Here is a 15,499-nt window from a genome sequence, read left to right as displayed (position 1 = left end):
GCGGGCGGCCGAGCCGTTGCTGGCGACGCCAAAGTGGCGGGCGGTGGCGCTGTTGTGGAGCAGGGTTTTCAGCTCCCCTTCGCCAATCAGCAGCAGATCCGAGCTGGCCGCCCCCTCGCCATCAAACGCCTTGATGTTCATGCCGCCCGGCATATAGACCCGGCTTTCCAGAGTAAGCCAGCGTGACGCTACGCTCTGGCCGACCTTGCTGCGCCAGGGGTTGATCCCTTGTTGGGCCCACTTGCCTGATAGCACGCCCTGAAAGCAGCCAAACAGGCTGGCGAAGCGGTTGGTGCTGAAGATGACGCTGTAGCGGCCGCTCGGCACCGCTTCACCGGGCAGCAGGCCATCGGCGATGGCGTAGATCTGCTCGATCAGGGCCTGGCTATCCAGCTCGTCGAAGCGACGGCCATACTGCCCCTGCGAGTGCATCGACTGGCGGCCATCCCGTTCCACCAGCGCCGAGGTGTAGCAGCCGACGCTGAACTCGCCGTGCTGGCAGAGGGTGCCCTGACTGTTGGCGAGCCAGAGCTGGCTCTCACCTTCGAAGAAGCTGTTGTAGGGGGCGCCGCTCACATCGGGCATGGCCAGCATGTCAGATTCCAGGCGCAGGGCCAGGGCGATCTTCTCCTCAACCGGCGTGGTATCTGGCTGGTTGATCTCGGCGCAATCTGTGGTGATCCGGCTATTGGCCACCGAGATGCGCTGATCCGGATCCACCTTGGCAAAGCGGCTGGCATCGAGCGCATCCTGCAGCATGGCATCCAGCGCCAGCTCATCGAGGGATTCCGAGTAGGCGATGCCGACTCGGCCCTCTTTGATCAGGCGAATGCCGAGCTGCTGGCTGCTGGTGACCTTGTATTCACCCAGCTCGCCCTTGTCTGCCTTGAGGGAGAAGGCCTTCTCCTGATTAGCGATGATGTCTGCTTCGGCGTTGAGGTCGGCCACCTTGTCGAGCAGGCGAGTGAGCAGTTGGTTCATGTCGAGCTGGCTCATCAGGTGTTCCCTCCCACCAGGATATTGTCTACTTTCAGCGCCGGCTGGCCCACCGAGGTGGGGACCGAGCCCGAGACCGAGCCGCACATACCGGCGGCCAGTGCCAGGTTGCGGCCCACCATGGAGATCTCTTTCAGCACCTGCGGGCCGGTGCCGATCAGAGTGGCCGACTTGAGCGGTTTGGTGATCTTTCCGTGCTCGATGAGGTAGGCCTCCTGCACGTTGAAGTTGAATTCACCGGTGCCGGGCTGTACCGAGCCGCCCCCCATCTTCTTGGCGTAGATGCCATGTTCGACGGTGGCTAGCATATCGTCGAGGCTGTGGTTGCCCGGTTCGATATAGGTGTTGCGCATGCGCGAGGTGGGGGCGTACTTGTAGGATTCGCGCCGCCCCGAGCCGGTGCGTGCGTAGCCCGTTTTGAGGGCACCCATTCTGTCCACCAGAAAACCGGTCAGCATGCCGTCCTTGATGAGCTGGGTATGCTGGGTCGCCATCCCCTCGTCATCGACGTTGATGGAGCCCCAGGCGTTGCCTTGCAGTCCCTCGTCCACCGCATTGACCACCGGATTGGCGATAAGCTGGCCCATCTTGTCGTGGAATACCGAGGCCTTTTTGGCTACCGAGGTAGTCTCCAGCAGGTGGCCGCACGCCTCGTGGAAGATGACGCCGCCAAAGCCGTTCTCCATGATGACCGGCAGGGTGCCGCTCGGGCAGGGAACCGCGCCCAGTTTCACCAGTGCCTGACGGGTGGCAGTGAGCGCCAGCTCGCGCGGATCGATGCGATCGGCATGCTCCCACCCCATCAGGGCGCCGGGGGCCTCGTAACCGACGCTCTGCTCGCTCCCTTCCATTGCGATGGTCTGGGCCATGATGCGGTTGTAGTGGCGGCGATCGGCCACTTGCACTCCTTCGCTGTTGAAGATTTCCACCTCCTGCTCCCAGCCCAGCACGTTGCCGGAGAACTGGCTCACCTTGCTGCTCTCGGCGCGGGCCACCGCATCCATGGCGTGCAGATAGGCGATCTTCTGCTCCAGCAGCTTGTCTGCCGAGAGCGGCAGGGCCACCGGGTTGCGATCGCTCAGGCGGGTGAAATCGAAGGCGGTGGCGGTCACCACGGGGTCGCGGCGGTCTTTGGCCGCCAGCAGGGTGACAATGCGCAGCAGCTCGTCGCGGCTGGCCAGATTGGTGTAGCCGTAGAGCACCTTGTGGCCGTAACAGAGGCGCACGCCGATGCCGAAATCGAGGCCGCCGCTGATGTTCTCTATCTGGCTGGAGAGCAGGCTGAGCTGGCTGCGGCGCTTGCGCTCGACAAACAGCTCGGCGAAATCGGCACCCAGCGCCAGCGCGTGATCGAGCACGTCACGGGCGATGGTGGGGGCCAACAGGGAGAATGGGGTCATAGAATATCCTTTTCTGGTCTGTCCGTTTGCTTCCGACATCCGGCTCTGATTGTTATGGGATGTCGAGTTCATTGTTGCAGACCAGCACAAAAAAGTCGCTATAGCGTCATGCGATGATACCGATTGAGAAAATCGGTGCGATAACTGCGCCCGGCGGCCAGGGCCAGGCGCTCAGGGTCGTTTTTGCCAAAACGTGGGAAAGATCAGAGCAGGGCGTGGATTTCGCTCAGGATCTGCTCGACCCACTGCTCGATGCGCGGATCGGTCTGGTCATATTGGTTGGCATCATCAAGGGCCAGCCCGACGAAGTGACGGCCATCGTCGATCAGTGCCTTGGAGGCATCGAATTCGTACCCTTCGTTGGGCCAGTAGCCCACCAGCTTGACCCCTTTTGGCACCAGCTGATCGTGCAGCATGCCGAGGGCGTCCTGGAACCATTCGCCATAACCGAGCTGATCGCCGAGGCCAAACAGGGCAACGATGCGTCCCTCCAGATGGAGGTCGGCGATATCTTCCCAGCGGGACTCCCAGTCCTCCTGCAGTTCGCCAAAGTCCCAGGTGGATATGCCGAGGATCAGGATCTCGTAATCCTCCATCCGGCGCAGGGAGACATCTTTGATATTGTGAATATCCACCAGCTCGGGGCCGATGAGGGCGCGGATCTTCTCGGCAGCCATCTCGGTGTAGCAGGTGGTGGAACCGTAAAACAGACCAATCTTCATCGCTCTTCTCTCTGTTGGCGCTTTCTCGCTTGCTTTTGGCGCGTTCTCGCATGCTCGTGTGGGCTGCGCCATGTTGGCAACACGATGGGTAACGTAAGGGGAGGGCGCCAGTCTAGCAGATTGCCATTCGACCTTCACCGCCCGGCAAGGGGCGTGGCAAACGTGCCTTATCTTTCCAATGAAAGTGCCTTGTCTTTCCAAGGAGTTGGCGCGTTACAATGGGCCATCAATCCCCTGATTGCAGCGCACCATGAGCAAACCCGACCCCCATCCCCTGATTGAACCCTTCCTCGATGCCCTCTGGCTGGAGCGGGGATTGTCTGACAACACGGTCAGCTCCTATCGCAGCGATCTGGAGAAGTTCTCCCTCTGGCTCGACGAGCAGGGGAGCTCGCTGCTGCTGGCGGGGATGGACGAGATCCAGCACTACCTCGCCTGGCGGGTCGATCACCAGTTTGCTGCCAGCAGCACCGCCCGCTTCCTGTCGGCCCTGCGCCGCTTTTACCAGTATCTCAACCGCGAGAAGCTGCGCAGCGACGATCCGACCGTGCTGCTGGAGGGGCCCAAGCTGCCGAAAAAACTTCCCTCCGATTTAAGCGAAGCGGAAGTGGAGGCACTCTTGAGTGCGCCGCTGGTGGATGACCCGCTAGAGCTGCGGGACAAGGCAATGCTGGAGCTGCTCTACGCCACCGGCTTGCGGGTTTCCGAGCTGGTGGGGCTCACTGCCGAGCATGTCAGTTTGCGTCAGGGCTTGGTGCGCGTAGTGGGCAAGGGCAACAAGGAGCGGCTGGTGCCGATGGGCGAGGAGGCGATGCACTGGCTGGAGCGTTACTACCGGGAGGCCCGCACCCTGCTGCTGGGGGGCACCAGCTCGGATGTGGTGTTTCCCTCCAAGCAGGCCCGTATGATGACTCGCCAGACCTTCTGGCATCGCATCAAGCTCTATGCCCTGCGGGCCGGGATCAACGGTGAGCTATCCCCCCATACCTTGCGCCACGCCTTCGCCACCCATCTGCTCAACCACGGCGCCGATCTGCGGGTGGTACAGATGCTGCTGGGTCACGCGGATCTTTCCACCACCCAGATCTACACCCATGTGGCCAACGAACGGCTCAAGGCGCTGCACGGGGAGCACCACCCCAGAGCCTGAGTGGCTGGCCTCCCAAAAACAAAAAACCGCCAGCAGGCGGTTTTTTTATCTCTACACGACAGGAGATGGCGCTTATTTCCCTTGCTGGGATTTCAGCAGATCACGGATCTCGGTCAGCAGCTCCTGATCCTTGGTCGGGCCTGCCGGGGCGGCGGCTTCCTCTTCCTGCTTTTTCTTGAGGGTGTTGATGGCCTTCAGTCCCATGAAGATGGCAAAAGAGATGATCAGAAAGTCGATGATGGTCTGGATGAACTTGCCATAGGCGATAACTACGGCGGGTGTTGCACCTTCTGCGGCCTTCAGGGTGACCGCCAGGTCGCTGAAGTCCACGCCGCCCAGGATCAGGCCGATGGGCGGCATGATTACGTCACCGACAAAAGAGGAGACAATTTTGCCGAAGGCGGCACCAATGATGATACCGACCGCCATGTCGATGACGTTGCCGCGGGCGGCAAAGGCCTTGAACTCTTGAATCAGACTCATTATTTCCTCCGAAATTAAACAAGATAGCGCGTTGATTACCCTTGCCAAAGGGCGAACTCTTGTCAGGAAAAACAGAGGCTAAGCCGCGTTGTTCCTGTCGTCCTGACTAGCTTGCGGGCGTTATGAGTCCTTGGCAATCGGGAGGAGCCATTTTTTTGGTACAAAGTGATATTAATTTTTTGGTAAGTAGCTGGTTGAATGATGAGCTGTGCTGCTGTAGTTTGCTGGGTCGATTCATTCATACCACGTGAGTAAACAAGTGAAGTATTTACTACTGGGAATGATGCTTTTGTGCACATTTGCTGCCAGAGCGGGGATGGATACCCAAGCCTTGAAACAGACCATCACGGCCCGGCTGGGGGTCCCCGTCTATCTGGTTGAACCGACCCCGATCGCGGGGTTGTATATGCTGGGCACCTCGCAGGGGGTGCTCTACAGCGATGCCAAAGGGGATTATGTGGTGCAGGGGGTCATGCTGGATATGACCCGCGACATGAAGAACCTGACCATCTCGGGTATGCGCGAGCAGCGCCGACTTGGCTTGGCACAGGTGGCCCATGCCCCCATCGTGCTCAAGGCTCGGGATGAGCGTCACCGGGTCGCGCTGTTTCTCGGCGAGCAGGACGCCAAACGTCGTCAGCTCTCCGGCACCTTGCAACACCTGCAGGCATCCGGGGTGAGCGTGGCACTCTATCCGGTGATTGATCACGCCGAACGGGCCGCCGACTGGTGCAGCGATCCCCTGCTGCAAAATGATCCGTTAAAAGCCTATTTGCCTCAAACGGCATGTAGTGAGACCCTTATCCAAAATATTGGCCTGAGCCAATGGTTGGGGGTCAAGGTACTGCCGGCCTGGGTCTCCTCCGACGGGGATCTGGTGCGCGGGTATCAGAGCCCCGAACAGCTGCTCAAGATACTGGATCATATTGATGTCCCTGCAAATCCGTCGTCGTCCGCGAGTTGATGATTCCCATCTGCCTGCCACCCTGCATCCCCTGCTTCGCCAAATCTTCGCCAGCCGTGGCGTAGAGGATCCCGCCCTGCTGGAGCGCAGCGCCAGCCAGCTGTTGCCGCCCCAGCGCCTCTATGGGATGGAGCAGGCGGTGCCGCTGCTGGCGGATGCCCTGATTGCCCAGAAACGGATCCTTATCGTCGGCGACTTCGACTGCGACGGCGCCACCAGTTCGGCGCTGTGTGTGCTGGCCCTGCGCGCCATGGGTGGCCGCCACATCGATTTTCTGGTGCCCAACCGCTTCGAGTTTGGCTACGGCCTCACCCCCGAGATTGTCGAGCTGGCGGTGGCGCGCGGCGCCGAGTTTCTGATCACGGTGGATAACGGCATCTCCAGCATCGCCGGGGTGGCGGCAGCCAAGGCGGCCGGCATGCAGGTACTGGTTACCGATCACCATTTACCGGGTCAGGAGCTGCCTGACGCCGATGCCATCGTCAACCCGAACCAGCGCGGTTGCGATTTCCCCTCCAAGTCGCTGGCCGGGGTGGGGGTAGCCTTCTACCTGATGGCGGCCCTCAATACCCATCTGCGCCAGCTCGGCTGGTACGAACGGCAAGGGTTGCGCGCGCCCAATGTGGCGGATTACCTCGATCTGGTGGCCCTCGGCACGGTTGCCGACGTGGTGGCGCTCGATGGCAACAACCGCATTTTGGTCCATCAGGGCTTGCAGCGGATCCGGGCCGGGCGCTGTCGCCCCGGCATTCAGGCGCTGGTGGATGTGTCGAGTCGCGATGGTCGCCGTCTCACCGCTGCCGACCTCGGTTTTGCGCTGGGGCCGCGTCTCAACGCGGTGGGCCGTCTCGATGACATGTCCCTCGGGGTCGCCTGTCTGCTCTGCGATGATCTCAATTTGGCGCGCCAGCTTGCGGCCGAGATGGACAGCCTCAATCAGGAGCGCAAGGAGATTGAGCAGGGGATGCAGCAGGAGGCCCTCGCCACCCTGGAGCAGATCCGGTTTCGCGATGGCGAGGTGCCGTCGGGCATAGTGCTGCACCGGGACGAGTGGCATCAGGGGGTGGTGGGGCTGGTGGCCTCCAAGGTGAAGGAGAAATACTACCGCCCGGTCATTGCCTTTGCCGAGAGCAGCGAGACCGAGCTCAAGGGCTCCGGCCGCTCCATCCCTGGCGTGCACTTGCGCGATGCGCTGGAACTGCTCGATACCCGCCACCCGGGCCTGATGGGCAAGTTTGGTGGCCATGCCATGGCGGCGGGGTTGACCCTGCCCAAGGCCAATATCGAGGCGTTCGGTCGGGCCTTTGAGGCGGTCATCAGTGAGCTGGTGACACCGGAGCTTTTGACCGGGGTGTTGCTCACCGATGGCGAGTTGTTGCCGGATGAGCTCAACCTCGAGCTGGCGGAGCTTATTCGCGCCTCCGGCCCCTGGGGTCAGGCCTTCCCCGAGCCGCTGTTCGACGGCGAATTCGTGCTGGTGCAGCAGCGGCTGGTGGGGGAGAAGCACCTCAAGATGATGCTGACAACCGATTCCGGTCACGCGGTGGATGCCATCGCCTTTGGCGTCGATCTCAAGCGCTGGCCCGATGCCTCGGTCAAGCGGGTGCGGCTTGTCTACCGGCTTGACGTCAACGAGTGGCGCGGCAACCGCTGCGTGCAGCTGCTGGTGGAACATCTGGAGGCGGCCGGTCTCTGAGCCGGTAGCATTGCTGCTCTGATCGCTGACATCGCTGACAACGGCCACCCTCGGGTGGCCGTTTTTGATGGCGGATCTCTGGAAAAGGGCGTTGACCTGTCTATAGCTTTACAGTTTAAGCTCGTCTCTATCGGGTCACCTGAGGGCCCGCCCCGTGAGTGATTGCCATGAAAATATCCGAACTGGCCCGCCGCTGCGGCCTCGCCCGCTCCACCCTGCTCTATTACGAGAAGCTGGGGGTGATTGCCGGCACCCGGGCCGCCAACGGCTATCGCCACTATGACGAGGGGGATCTGCAACGACTGCAAATGGTGCAGGCCCTGCAGGCAGGTGGTCTCAGCCTCAAGCAGTGCCTCGCCTGTCTGGCTGGTGAGATAGATCAGGCGGCATTGCAGGCCCGGGTCAGGGAGCTGGATGAGGAGCTGGCGCGGATGCAGCGCGCCCGGGATCTGTTGGCGGATCTGGCAGGGCTGCGCCCGCGCTCCGGTGAGGAATTCAAGGCCTGGCAGCTGCAACTGCAGCGCGAGGCACCGGAGGCCTACTTCGCGTGGGTGATGAAACAGGGTTTTAGCGAGAAAGATCGCTACCACTTGCAATGGTTGAGCAAAGACATGAATGAACATGAGCGTTACATCAAGGATTTTATCCAGCTGCTGGATGGCATGAGTTACTGGGGGCCGGGGGATCGCGCCTTCACTCAGCAGCAGTTTGCCGCCTTGCCCATCCGGCCGCGCCGGATCCTCGACATGGGTTGCGGGCGCGGTGCCTCGACCATGGCGCTGGCTCAGGTGACCGATGCCGCCATCGTGGCCATCGATCTGGAAGAGGAGGCGCTGGCCGCCGTGGCGCACTCCGCCCGTGCAGCGGGCTTTGAGCATGTCTCCACCCTCTGCGCCAACATGGCGGCACTGCCGGACGATCTGGCCCCGGCCGACCTCATCTGGGCAGAGGGGAGCGCTTACGTGATGGGGGTTGCCAATGCGCTGAAGGCGTGGCGTCCGCTACTCGCGAGTCCGCAGGCTTGCATCGTGCTCAGTGATGCGGTCTGGCTGACCGATAACCCGCCCGAGGAGGCATTGGCATTCTGGCAGCAGGATTATCCCGCCATGCAGACGCTGGCGGGCCTGCTTGAGACGGTACAAGCGGCAGGCTACCGCTGCCTGTCACACACTCCCTTGCCGATGAGCGCCTGGAACAACTATCTGGACCCTATCGAGGTCAATCTGGTGCGCTATCGTGACGAGCTGGGGGAGAGTGCTGCCTGGCAGGACTTGAGCCGGGAAGTGGCCATCCACCGCCAATATCTGGGCAGTTACGGCTATGTGATCTGCTGCCTGCAAAAAGATGCGTGATAAGTTGTCGTAAAAAATGAGGCGCCTGCGGGCGCCTCGTTGTTTATCTGGGATGGCTGATGGCCATTACAGCTCGCGGGCCCAGGGGTGAGCTTTGGGGCGCAGCGCCAGCGCCAGACCCAGCAGCAGCACGGTCAAACCGTAGAGGGGCCAGCTGCCAAAGCGCATATAGGGGGTCTCGCCGTGGGCGGGACGCACCTCGCTGCGCAGCACGCCCGCTTCAAACTGCGGGATCTGGCCAATGATGCTGCCGTCGATCTCGGTCACGATGGTGATGCCGGTGTTGGTGTCCCGCAGCAGCGGACGAGCCAGCTCCAGCGCGCGCATCCGGGCGATCTCCATATGTTGCCAGGGGCCGATGCTGGTACCGAACCAGGCGTCGTTGGAGACGGTCAGCAGGAAGTCGGTATCGGCATTGACGTTGCGGCGTACCTCCTCCGGGAAGATGATCTCGTAGCAGATGGCGGCGGCAAACTTGAGCCCCTTGGCGATCAGGTTTGGCTGTACTTCGTCACCCCGGCTGAAGGAGGACATCGGCAGGTTGAAGAAGGGGGCGATGGGGCGCAGCAGATCTTCAAACGGCACGAACTCACCGATGGGCAGCAGGTGGTACTTGTTGTAGCGGTTGGAGTGGTTGTAGAAGTAGGACTCCTTGCCATCCGCATCCTGCACCCCCATGCCGAGCACGGTATTGTAGAAGCGCTGTTGCTGCTCGTCGTAGTGAATAATCCCAGCCAGCAGGCCGGTATCGTTCACCTTCATCGCCTTGTCCAGATTCTCCAGATAGGGGCCCATCGCCTTCTCGATGGCCGGGATCGCCGACTCCGGCCAGATGATGATGTCGGCATCCTGATTCTCGCGGCTCAAGTCCTGATAGGTGCGCACCGTGGGGGCCAGCGCCTCCGGATCCCACTTGAGGGACTGGGCGATATTGCCCTGCACCAGTGCCACCTTGACCGGCTCGCCACGGGTGACCCAGTTGAGCTGCATCAGGCCGTGGGCACCGGCAACCAGCAGGGCGGGCACCGCCAGCCAGAGCGGGGAGCGGGATTTCCACACCAGCCAGATAGCGGAGGCGGACAGCAACAGGGCGAGGGTGATGCCCTGCACCCCGAGAATGGGGGCAAAGCCCTTGAGCGGGCCGTCGATCTGGCTGTAACCAAACCAGAGCCAGGGGAAGCCGGTCATCACCCAGCCGCGCAGCCAGTCAGCCACCAACCAGAGGGCCGGGAAGGCGAGCAGCCAGCGGCTCCAGTGACGGCCGCCAAAGAAGCGGGCAAAGACCCAGCAGGCGAGCGTCGGGTAGAGTGCCAGATAGGCGGAGAGCCCGGCCAGCAGGACGAAGGCGACCGGCAGCGGGATGCCGCCAAACTCGGTCATGCTGACGTGGATCCACCACAGCCCCGGCAAAAAGAGTCCCATGGCGTAGCCAAAACCGCGCCAGGCGGCCTGTTTCGGCGTGGCTTTGTCCAGCAGGGCGTAGAGGCCAAGCAGGGAGGGGATCACCAGCGGCCAGTAGCCGAAGGGGGAGAAGGCCAGCACGGCGATGGCACCAGAGGCCAATGCACTGAGGCTTAACAGAATTTTGGAAGTAACAGGGGATAATCTCACGGGCGATGGTGCTCGTCTTGGTGTGCAACTGGGGTCGAATGGCCGGTATCTTAACCTGTAAGCGGGGCAACGGCGAGCCTCGATGCCGGTGGCAGAGAGCACAACGCCCCGAGGTCGGGGCGTTGTTTCACACATCGAGCGGATCTGCCTATTGCGGCTCGGATTGCGCCGCCGCGTGGTGCTCGGGGATCTTCACCTGCAACTGCTGCAGACGACGCCGGTCGGCATGCATCACCTTGAACAGGTAGCCGTCCAGCTCGATCTCCTCGCCCTTCTTGGGCAGGTGGCTGAATGCGTGCATCACCAGACCGCCTACCGTATCCACCTCTTCATCGCTGAATTTGGTGCCGAAGAAGTCGTTGAAATCCTCGATCTCGGTCAGGGCACTGATGGAGAAGACCCGCTTGCTGAGGCGGCGGATTTCGTCCGGTTCATCCTCGATGTCGTCAAACTCGTCGTCGATCTCGCCAACGATCAGTTCCAGTATGTCTTCGATGGTCACCAGACCGGAGACGCCACCAAATTCGTCGACCACAATGGCCATGTGGTAGCGCTCTTCACGGAACTCCTTGAGCAGACGGTCAACCCGTTTGCTTTCCGGCACGATCACCGTGGGGCGCAAGATTTTCTCGAGCTGCAGCGGCTCGCTGGCGTGATGGCCGCCAAACCCGAAGGGGAGCAGATCCTTGGCGAGCAGAATGCCCTCTACATGATCCTTGTCCTCGTTGATCACCGGGAAGCGGGAGTGGCCGGACTCGATGATCACCGGCAGGATTGCATCCACCGGTTGGGATTTCTCGATGGTCACCATCTGGGAGCGGGGGATCATGATATCGCGCACGCGAAGATCGGCGATCTCCAGCACCCCCTCGATCATGTCCTTGGTGTCCTGATCGATGAGGTCGCGCTCTTCGGCATCGGCTATCACGTCTACCAAATCATTGCGGTCTTTTGGCTCGCCCTGGAAGAGTTGGCTGAGTTTGTCGAGCCAGGTTTTCTTCGGCGAGCCGGTACTAGGGTGATCGTCGGTCATTTTCTCTCTTGGTTACTCGTATGAACACACTTGAAATAGTTCGGGTTATATAAGGATGGCCATCTGCTGTTTCAAGACGATGACCATCCGGCTCTTTACTCTTCGTCGTTCAGATAAGGATCGGCAAAACCGAGCTCCTGCATGATGTCGCGCTCAAGCGCTTCCATCTCTTCGGCTTCCTCATCTTCGATATGGTCATAACCTAGCAGATGCAGACTGCCGTGCACAACCATGTGGGCCCAGTGGGCCATGAGGGGCTTATTCTGCTCGTTTGCTTCCTGTTCCACCACCTGACGGCAGATCACCAGATCGCCGAGCAGCGGCAGCTCCAGACCGGGTGGCGCCTCGAACGGGAAGGAGAGCACATTGGTGGGCTTGTCCTTGCCGCGATAGGTGAGGTTGAGCTCGTTGCTCTCCGCCTCGTCGACGATGCGCACCGTCACTTCAGCCTCCTGCTGGAAGCCGAGAATGGTGCCGTCGAGCCAGCCTTGCAACTGGGCTTCGGTGGGCAGGCCGTCAGTGCTGGCACTGGCCAGCTGCAGATCCAGGGTTACGCTCATTGCTCACTCTCTTTGCCGATGCTCTCTTTCCCAAAAATGGGGGCTGCTTTTTCCGCTGCCTGTTTGGCATCGAATGCCTCATAAGCCTGCACGATGCGGGCCACCACAGGGTGGCGCACCACGTCTTTGGATTCGAAGAAGTTGAACGACAGACCATCGACCCCTGGCAGCACTTCCAGCGCGTGGCGCAGGCCGGATTTGGCGTTGCGCGGCAGGTCTACCTGGGTGATGTCGCCGGTGACCACGGCCTTGGAGTTGAAGCCGATCCGGGTCAGGAACATCTTCATCTGCTCGGTGGTGGTGTTCTGGGCCTCATCGAGAATGATAAAGGCGTCATTGAGGGTTCTTCCGCGCATATAGGCGAGCGGCGCCACCTCGATGATGTTGCGCTCCATCAGCTTCTCGACCCGCTCAAAGCCCAGCATCTCGAACAGGGCGTCGTAGAGCGGGCGCAGGTAAGGATCCACCTTCTGGGAGAGATCCCCGGGCAGGAAGCCCAGCTTCTCCCCCGCTTCCACCGCCGGGCGAGTCAGCAAAATGCGGCGAATTTCCTGACGCTCCAGAGCATCCACCGCCGCTGCGACCGCCAGATAGGTCTTGCCGGTACCGGCCGGGCCAATGCCGAAGCAGATATCGTGGCGCACGATATTGGCAATGTATTGGGCCTGATTTGGGCTGCGTGGCTTGATGAGACCGCGCTTGGTCTTGACCGTCACCTCCTTGCCATAGGGGATGCTCGGCGCCGGTTCGTCATCCTGCTCCAGCACCCGCGACTCCTGAATGGCCAGATGGACCATGTCGGGAGTGATATCGGTCACCTTGCCACCCTTGAGGGGCTGGGTTTCCACATAAAGGTGCTTGAGGATGACGGCGGCGGCATCCAGCTGGGCCGGTTTGCCCACCAGCTGGAAGTGGCTGTCACGGTAGCTGATCTCGACGCCGAGGCGGCGCTCCAGCTGCTTGATGTTGTCATCGAAGGGGCCGCACAGGCTGGCAAGGCGCTGGTTGTCGGCGGGCTCCAGATGCAGATTCAGGGTCGAGATGTGTCGGCTCAAAATATCCTCGTCTCAAGGCGCTCCCCATCCGCCGGGCGAATGGGGAGGAGGGGATTAATGGGGAGTGAAGGCGGCAACGCCCAGCTCGTCCGGCACGTTATCCGGGCGACGTGCCAGGATTTCGCTCGGTGCGGTGGCGATCCGCAGGTTCATCTCGCTCTCGCCGCGGATGAACTTGCCGCGCAGGGAGTTGGGACGCACCTCGGTGATCTCCACGTCGGCAAAGCCGCCGATCAGGGTGTGCTGGCCTTCGAAGTTGACCACCCGGTTGTTCTCGGTGCGACCACACAGCTGCATCGGGTCGAGCTTGGAGGGCCCTTCCACCAGGATGCGCTGGGTGGTGCCCAGCATGGCACGGCCAATCTGCATCGCCTGGTTGTTGATGACGTGCTGCAGGCGAGCCAGACGGGCTTTCTTCACTTCCATGTCGACATCGTCGGGCATGTCGGCGGCCGGGGTGCCCGGGCGCGGACTGAAGATGAAGCTGAAGCTCATGTCGAAACCCACATCCTCGATCAGCTTCATGGTCGCTTCAAAGTCTTCGTCCGTCTCGTTCGGGAAGCCAACGATGAAGTCGGAGCTGATGGTGATGTCGGGACGGGCGGCACGCAGGCGACGGATCTTGGATTTGTACTCCAGGATGGTGTGCGGGCGCTTCATCATGGTCAGGATGCGGTCGGAGCCGCTCTGCACCGGCAGGTGCAGGAAGCTGACCACTTCCGGGGTATCTTTGTAGACTTCGATGATGTCGTCGGTGAATTCGATCGGGTGGCTGGTGGTGTAGCGAATGCGATCGATACCGTCGATGGCGGCCACCAGACGCAGCAACTCGGCGAAGGTGCAGATGCCGTCATCAAAGGTCGGGCCGCGGTAAGCGTTGACGTTCTGGCCGAGCAGGTTCACTTCGCGCACGCCCTGCTGGGCGAGCTGGGCGATTTCGTAGAGCACGTCGTCCAGCGGTCGGCTCACCTCTTCACCGCGGGTGTAGGGCACCACGCAGTAAGTACAGTATTTAGAGCAGCCTTCCATGATGGAGACGAACGCGGTGGCCCCTTCGGCGCGCGGTTCGGGCAGGCTGTCGAATTTTTCGATCTCGGGGAAGGCGATATCAACCTGGGCACCACGGCCCTCTTGCACTTCCTTGATCATGGCGGGCAGGCGATGCAGGGTCTGCGGGCCGAACACGATATCCACATAGGGAGCGCGCTGGCGGATGGCATCGCCCTCCTGAGAGGCAACGCAGCCACCCACGCCGATCACCAGACCGGGCTTGTTGGCCTTGAGCTTTTTCCAGCGTCCCAGCTGGTGGAACACCTTCTCCTGCGCCTTTTCGCGGATGGAGCAGGTATTCAGCAGCAAGACATCTGCCTCTTCGGGCTCTTCGGTAAGGGTGTAGCCATTGCTGGCATCCAACAGGTCGGCCATTTTGGACGAGTCATACTCGTTCATCTGGCAACCCCAGGTTTTAATGTGAAGTTTCTTGCTCATTGCTTCTCTTGACTTGTTTTGAAATCGGCATGGTCAAAGGACCGCGCATTTTACTCTGCAATCTGGATACTGCCTAGCTAATATCCAGCTGGCAATGGTGCTCACCCGATACCTGTTGCCTGCAAGCTCAATAAGCTTTCTCCTTGATTTGACGCAGCAATTCCCCGTTTGTCTCACTGTTTATCAGCCGCCCTTGCGCTATCATGCTGCCATCCGGTTCACGTCCGGGCGCTGTCGCCGGACGCACCCTTTCAGGAATAAATGTATGGAACAGTGTGATATCGCCATCGTCGGCGCCGGCATGGTGGGCGCCGCCACCGCCTGTCTGCTGGCAGCTCAGGGCCTCTCGGTGCGGGTCATCGAGACCCAACTGCCGGAGCATTACGCGCCGGAGCAGCCGCTGGATCTGCGGGTCTCCGCCATCAGTCAGGCCTCGGTGGCGCTGCTGGAGCAGGCCGGTGCCTGGCACCATCTGCAGCAGATGCGGCTCTGCCCCTACCGCCGACTGGAGACCTGGGAGCTGGACGGTTTTGCCACCCGCTTCAATGCCGCCGATCTCGGTCTGCCCCAGCTCGGCTACATCATCGAAAATCGGTTGGTGCAGCTCGCCCTGCTCAAACGGATGGAGGATTTTCCCACCATCCAGACCCACACCCCGGCGGCGGTGACCAGCCTGCGCCAGAGTGCGGATGAAGCTGTGCTGACTCTGGATGATGGCTCCGAGCTGGCGGCCCGCTGGGTGCTGGCCTGCGACGGTGCCGAATCCCACACCCGCAAGCTGGCGGGTATCGGCGTATCGCGCTTCGAGTACCGCCAGCACTGCATGCTGATCAATATCGACACCGACTTTGCGCAGGAAGATATCACCTGGCAGCAGTTCACCCCGAGCGGCCCGCGGGCCTTCCTGCCGCTGCCCGGTCAGCACGGTTCTCTGGTGTGGTATGACAGCCCGGCCCGTATCCGCGCGCTGGCGGCCATGAGCAACGAAG

The 15,499-nt window shown here is 61.3% G+C and carries 14 protein-coding genes; 5 read left to right on the top strand and 9 right to left on the bottom strand.

Annotated features, from left to right (window positions below; translation table 11 throughout):
- The 3 genes from L972_RS10325 to fldB all read right to left on the bottom strand — a co-directional run.
- Positions 1-996: TldD/PmbA family protein (locus tag L972_RS10325; RefSeq protein WP_047438045.1), on the bottom strand; the 996-nt coding region annotated here is incomplete at its 3' end.
- The gene (locus L972_RS10320) at positions 996-2,396 is read right to left on the bottom strand and encodes a TldD/PmbA family protein (RefSeq protein WP_047438042.1); all 1,401 of its coding nucleotides are present in this window, start codon (positions 2,394-2,396) and stop codon (positions 996-998) included. The genes L972_RS10320 and L972_RS10325, both read right to left, overlap by 1 nt.
- 203 nt (positions 2,397-2,599) lie before the next feature.
- On the bottom strand, positions 2,600-3,118 hold the full coding sequence (gene fldB, locus L972_RS10315) for a flavodoxin FldB (RefSeq protein ID WP_005335151.1): 519 nt from the start codon (positions 3,116-3,118) through the stop codon (positions 2,600-2,602).
- Positions 3,119-3,368: 250 nt separating this feature from the next.
- Between fldB and xerD the strand changes: the two genes are divergently transcribed.
- Positions 3,369-4,268 (top strand): site-specific tyrosine recombinase XerD, encoded by a 900-nt coding sequence (xerD, locus tag L972_RS10310; protein ID WP_005362383.1) that lies wholly within the window; start codon positions 3,369-3,371, stop codon positions 4,266-4,268.
- 72 nt (positions 4,269-4,340) lie between these two features.
- Here xerD and mscL read toward each other — a convergent pair whose 3' ends face one another.
- Positions 4,341-4,751 (bottom strand): large-conductance mechanosensitive channel protein MscL, encoded by a 411-nt coding sequence (gene mscL, locus L972_RS10305; RefSeq protein ID WP_047438040.1) that lies wholly within the window; start codon positions 4,749-4,751, stop codon positions 4,341-4,343.
- A 316-nt stretch (positions 4,752-5,067) separates the two neighbouring features.
- Between mscL and L972_RS10300 the strand changes: the two genes are divergently transcribed.
- The 3 genes from L972_RS10300 (at position 5,068) to L972_RS10290 (ending at position 8,763) form a co-directional block, all read left to right on the top strand.
- The gene (locus L972_RS10300) at positions 5,068-5,715 is read left to right on the top strand and encodes a disulfide isomerase DsbC N-terminal domain-containing protein (RefSeq protein WP_005335146.1); all 648 of its coding nucleotides are present in this window, start codon (positions 5,068-5,070) and stop codon (positions 5,713-5,715) included.
- On the top strand, positions 5,681-7,411 hold the full coding sequence (gene recJ, locus L972_RS10295; protein WP_047438035.1) for a single-stranded-DNA-specific exonuclease RecJ: 1,731 nt from the start codon (positions 5,681-5,683) through the stop codon (positions 7,409-7,411). The genes L972_RS10300 and recJ overlap by 35 nt, the downstream gene beginning before the upstream one ends.
- A 167-nt stretch (positions 7,412-7,578) precedes the next feature.
- The gene (locus L972_RS10290; RefSeq protein ID WP_047438033.1) at positions 7,579-8,763 is read left to right on the top strand and encodes a MerR family transcriptional regulator; all 1,185 of its coding nucleotides are present in this window, start codon (positions 7,579-7,581) and stop codon (positions 8,761-8,763) included.
- Between the two features lie 66 nt (positions 8,764-8,829).
- Here the strand turns inward: L972_RS10290 and lnt are convergent, their stop codons facing one another.
- The 5 genes from lnt to miaB form a co-directional block, all read right to left on the bottom strand.
- Positions 8,830-10,374 (bottom strand): apolipoprotein N-acyltransferase, encoded by a 1,545-nt coding sequence (gene lnt / locus L972_RS10285; RefSeq protein WP_047438030.1) that lies wholly within the window; start codon positions 10,372-10,374, stop codon positions 8,830-8,832.
- A gap of 148 nt (positions 10,375-10,522) precedes the next feature.
- A complete protein-coding gene (gene corC / locus L972_RS10280; protein ID WP_005354092.1) occupies positions 10,523-11,407 on the bottom strand; it encodes a CNNM family magnesium/cobalt transport protein CorC in 885 nt (294 codons plus the stop codon).
- 95 nt (positions 11,408-11,502) lie between these two features.
- Entirely contained in the window at positions 11,503-11,967 is a 465-nt protein-coding gene (ybeY, locus tag L972_RS10275; RefSeq protein WP_047438028.1) for an rRNA maturation RNase YbeY, read from the bottom strand.
- Positions 11,964-13,022, bottom strand: coding sequence for a PhoH family protein (locus L972_RS10270; protein WP_047438025.1), 1,059 nt, complete (start codon positions 13,020-13,022; stop codon positions 11,964-11,966). Before L972_RS10270 ends, ybeY begins: the two co-directional genes overlap by 4 nt.
- Before the next feature lie 54 nt (positions 13,023-13,076).
- Positions 13,077-14,510: a tRNA (N6-isopentenyl adenosine(37)-C2)-methylthiotransferase MiaB gene (miaB, locus tag L972_RS10265; RefSeq protein ID WP_042082727.1), complete on the bottom strand. Its 1,434-nt coding sequence runs from the start codon at positions 14,508-14,510 to the stop codon at positions 13,077-13,079.
- A 265-nt stretch (positions 14,511-14,775) separates the two neighbouring features.
- Here miaB and L972_RS20835 point away from each other — a divergent pair.
- Positions 14,776-15,499 (top strand): FAD-dependent oxidoreductase (locus L972_RS20835; protein ID WP_047438229.1); only part of this gene is annotated, 724 nt, incomplete at its 3' end.

It is taken from the genome of Aeromonas sp. ZOR0001 (assembly GCF_000801015.1).
Lineage (GTDB): Bacteria > Pseudomonadota > Gammaproteobacteria > Enterobacterales > Aeromonadaceae > Aeromonas > Aeromonas veronii.
The sequence above is the reverse complement of the archived record's forward strand: the minus strand, read 5'-3'. Positions and strand labels throughout refer to the sequence as shown.

What these genes read in the sequence shown, in the direction of transcription:
- L972_RS10320 (WP_047438042.1), bottom strand. Translation starts at nt 2,396, where the DNA reads ATGACCCCATTCTCCCTGTTGGCCCCCACCATCGCCCGTGACGTGCTC.
- fldB (WP_005335151.1), bottom strand. Translation starts at nt 3,118, where the DNA reads ATGAAGATTGGTCTGTTTTACGGTTCCACCACCTGCTACACCGAGATG.
- xerD (WP_005362383.1), top strand. Translation starts at nt 3,369, where the DNA reads ATGAGCAAACCCGACCCCCATCCCCTGATTGAACCCTTCCTCGATGCC.
- mscL (WP_047438040.1), bottom strand. Translation starts at nt 4,751, where the DNA reads ATGAGTCTGATTCAAGAGTTCAAGGCCTTTGCCGCCCGCGGCAACGTC.
- L972_RS10300 (WP_005335146.1), top strand. Translation starts at nt 5,068, where the DNA reads ATGGATACCCAAGCCTTGAAACAGACCATCACGGCCCGGCTGGGGGTC.
- recJ (WP_047438035.1), top strand. Translation starts at nt 5,681, where the DNA reads ATGTCCCTGCAAATCCGTCGTCGTCCGCGAGTTGATGATTCCCATCTG.
- L972_RS10290 (WP_047438033.1), top strand. Translation starts at nt 7,579, where the DNA reads ATGAAAATATCCGAACTGGCCCGCCGCTGCGGCCTCGCCCGCTCCACC.
- corC (WP_005354092.1), bottom strand. Translation starts at nt 11,407, where the DNA reads ATGACCGACGATCACCCTAGTACCGGCTCGCCGAAGAAAACCTGGCTC.
- ybeY (WP_047438028.1), bottom strand. Translation starts at nt 11,967, where the DNA reads ATGAGCGTAACCCTGGATCTGCAGCTGGCCAGTGCCAGCACTGACGGC.
- miaB (WP_042082727.1), bottom strand. Translation starts at nt 14,510, where the DNA reads ATGAGCAAGAAACTTCACATTAAAACCTGGGGTTGCCAGATGAACGAG.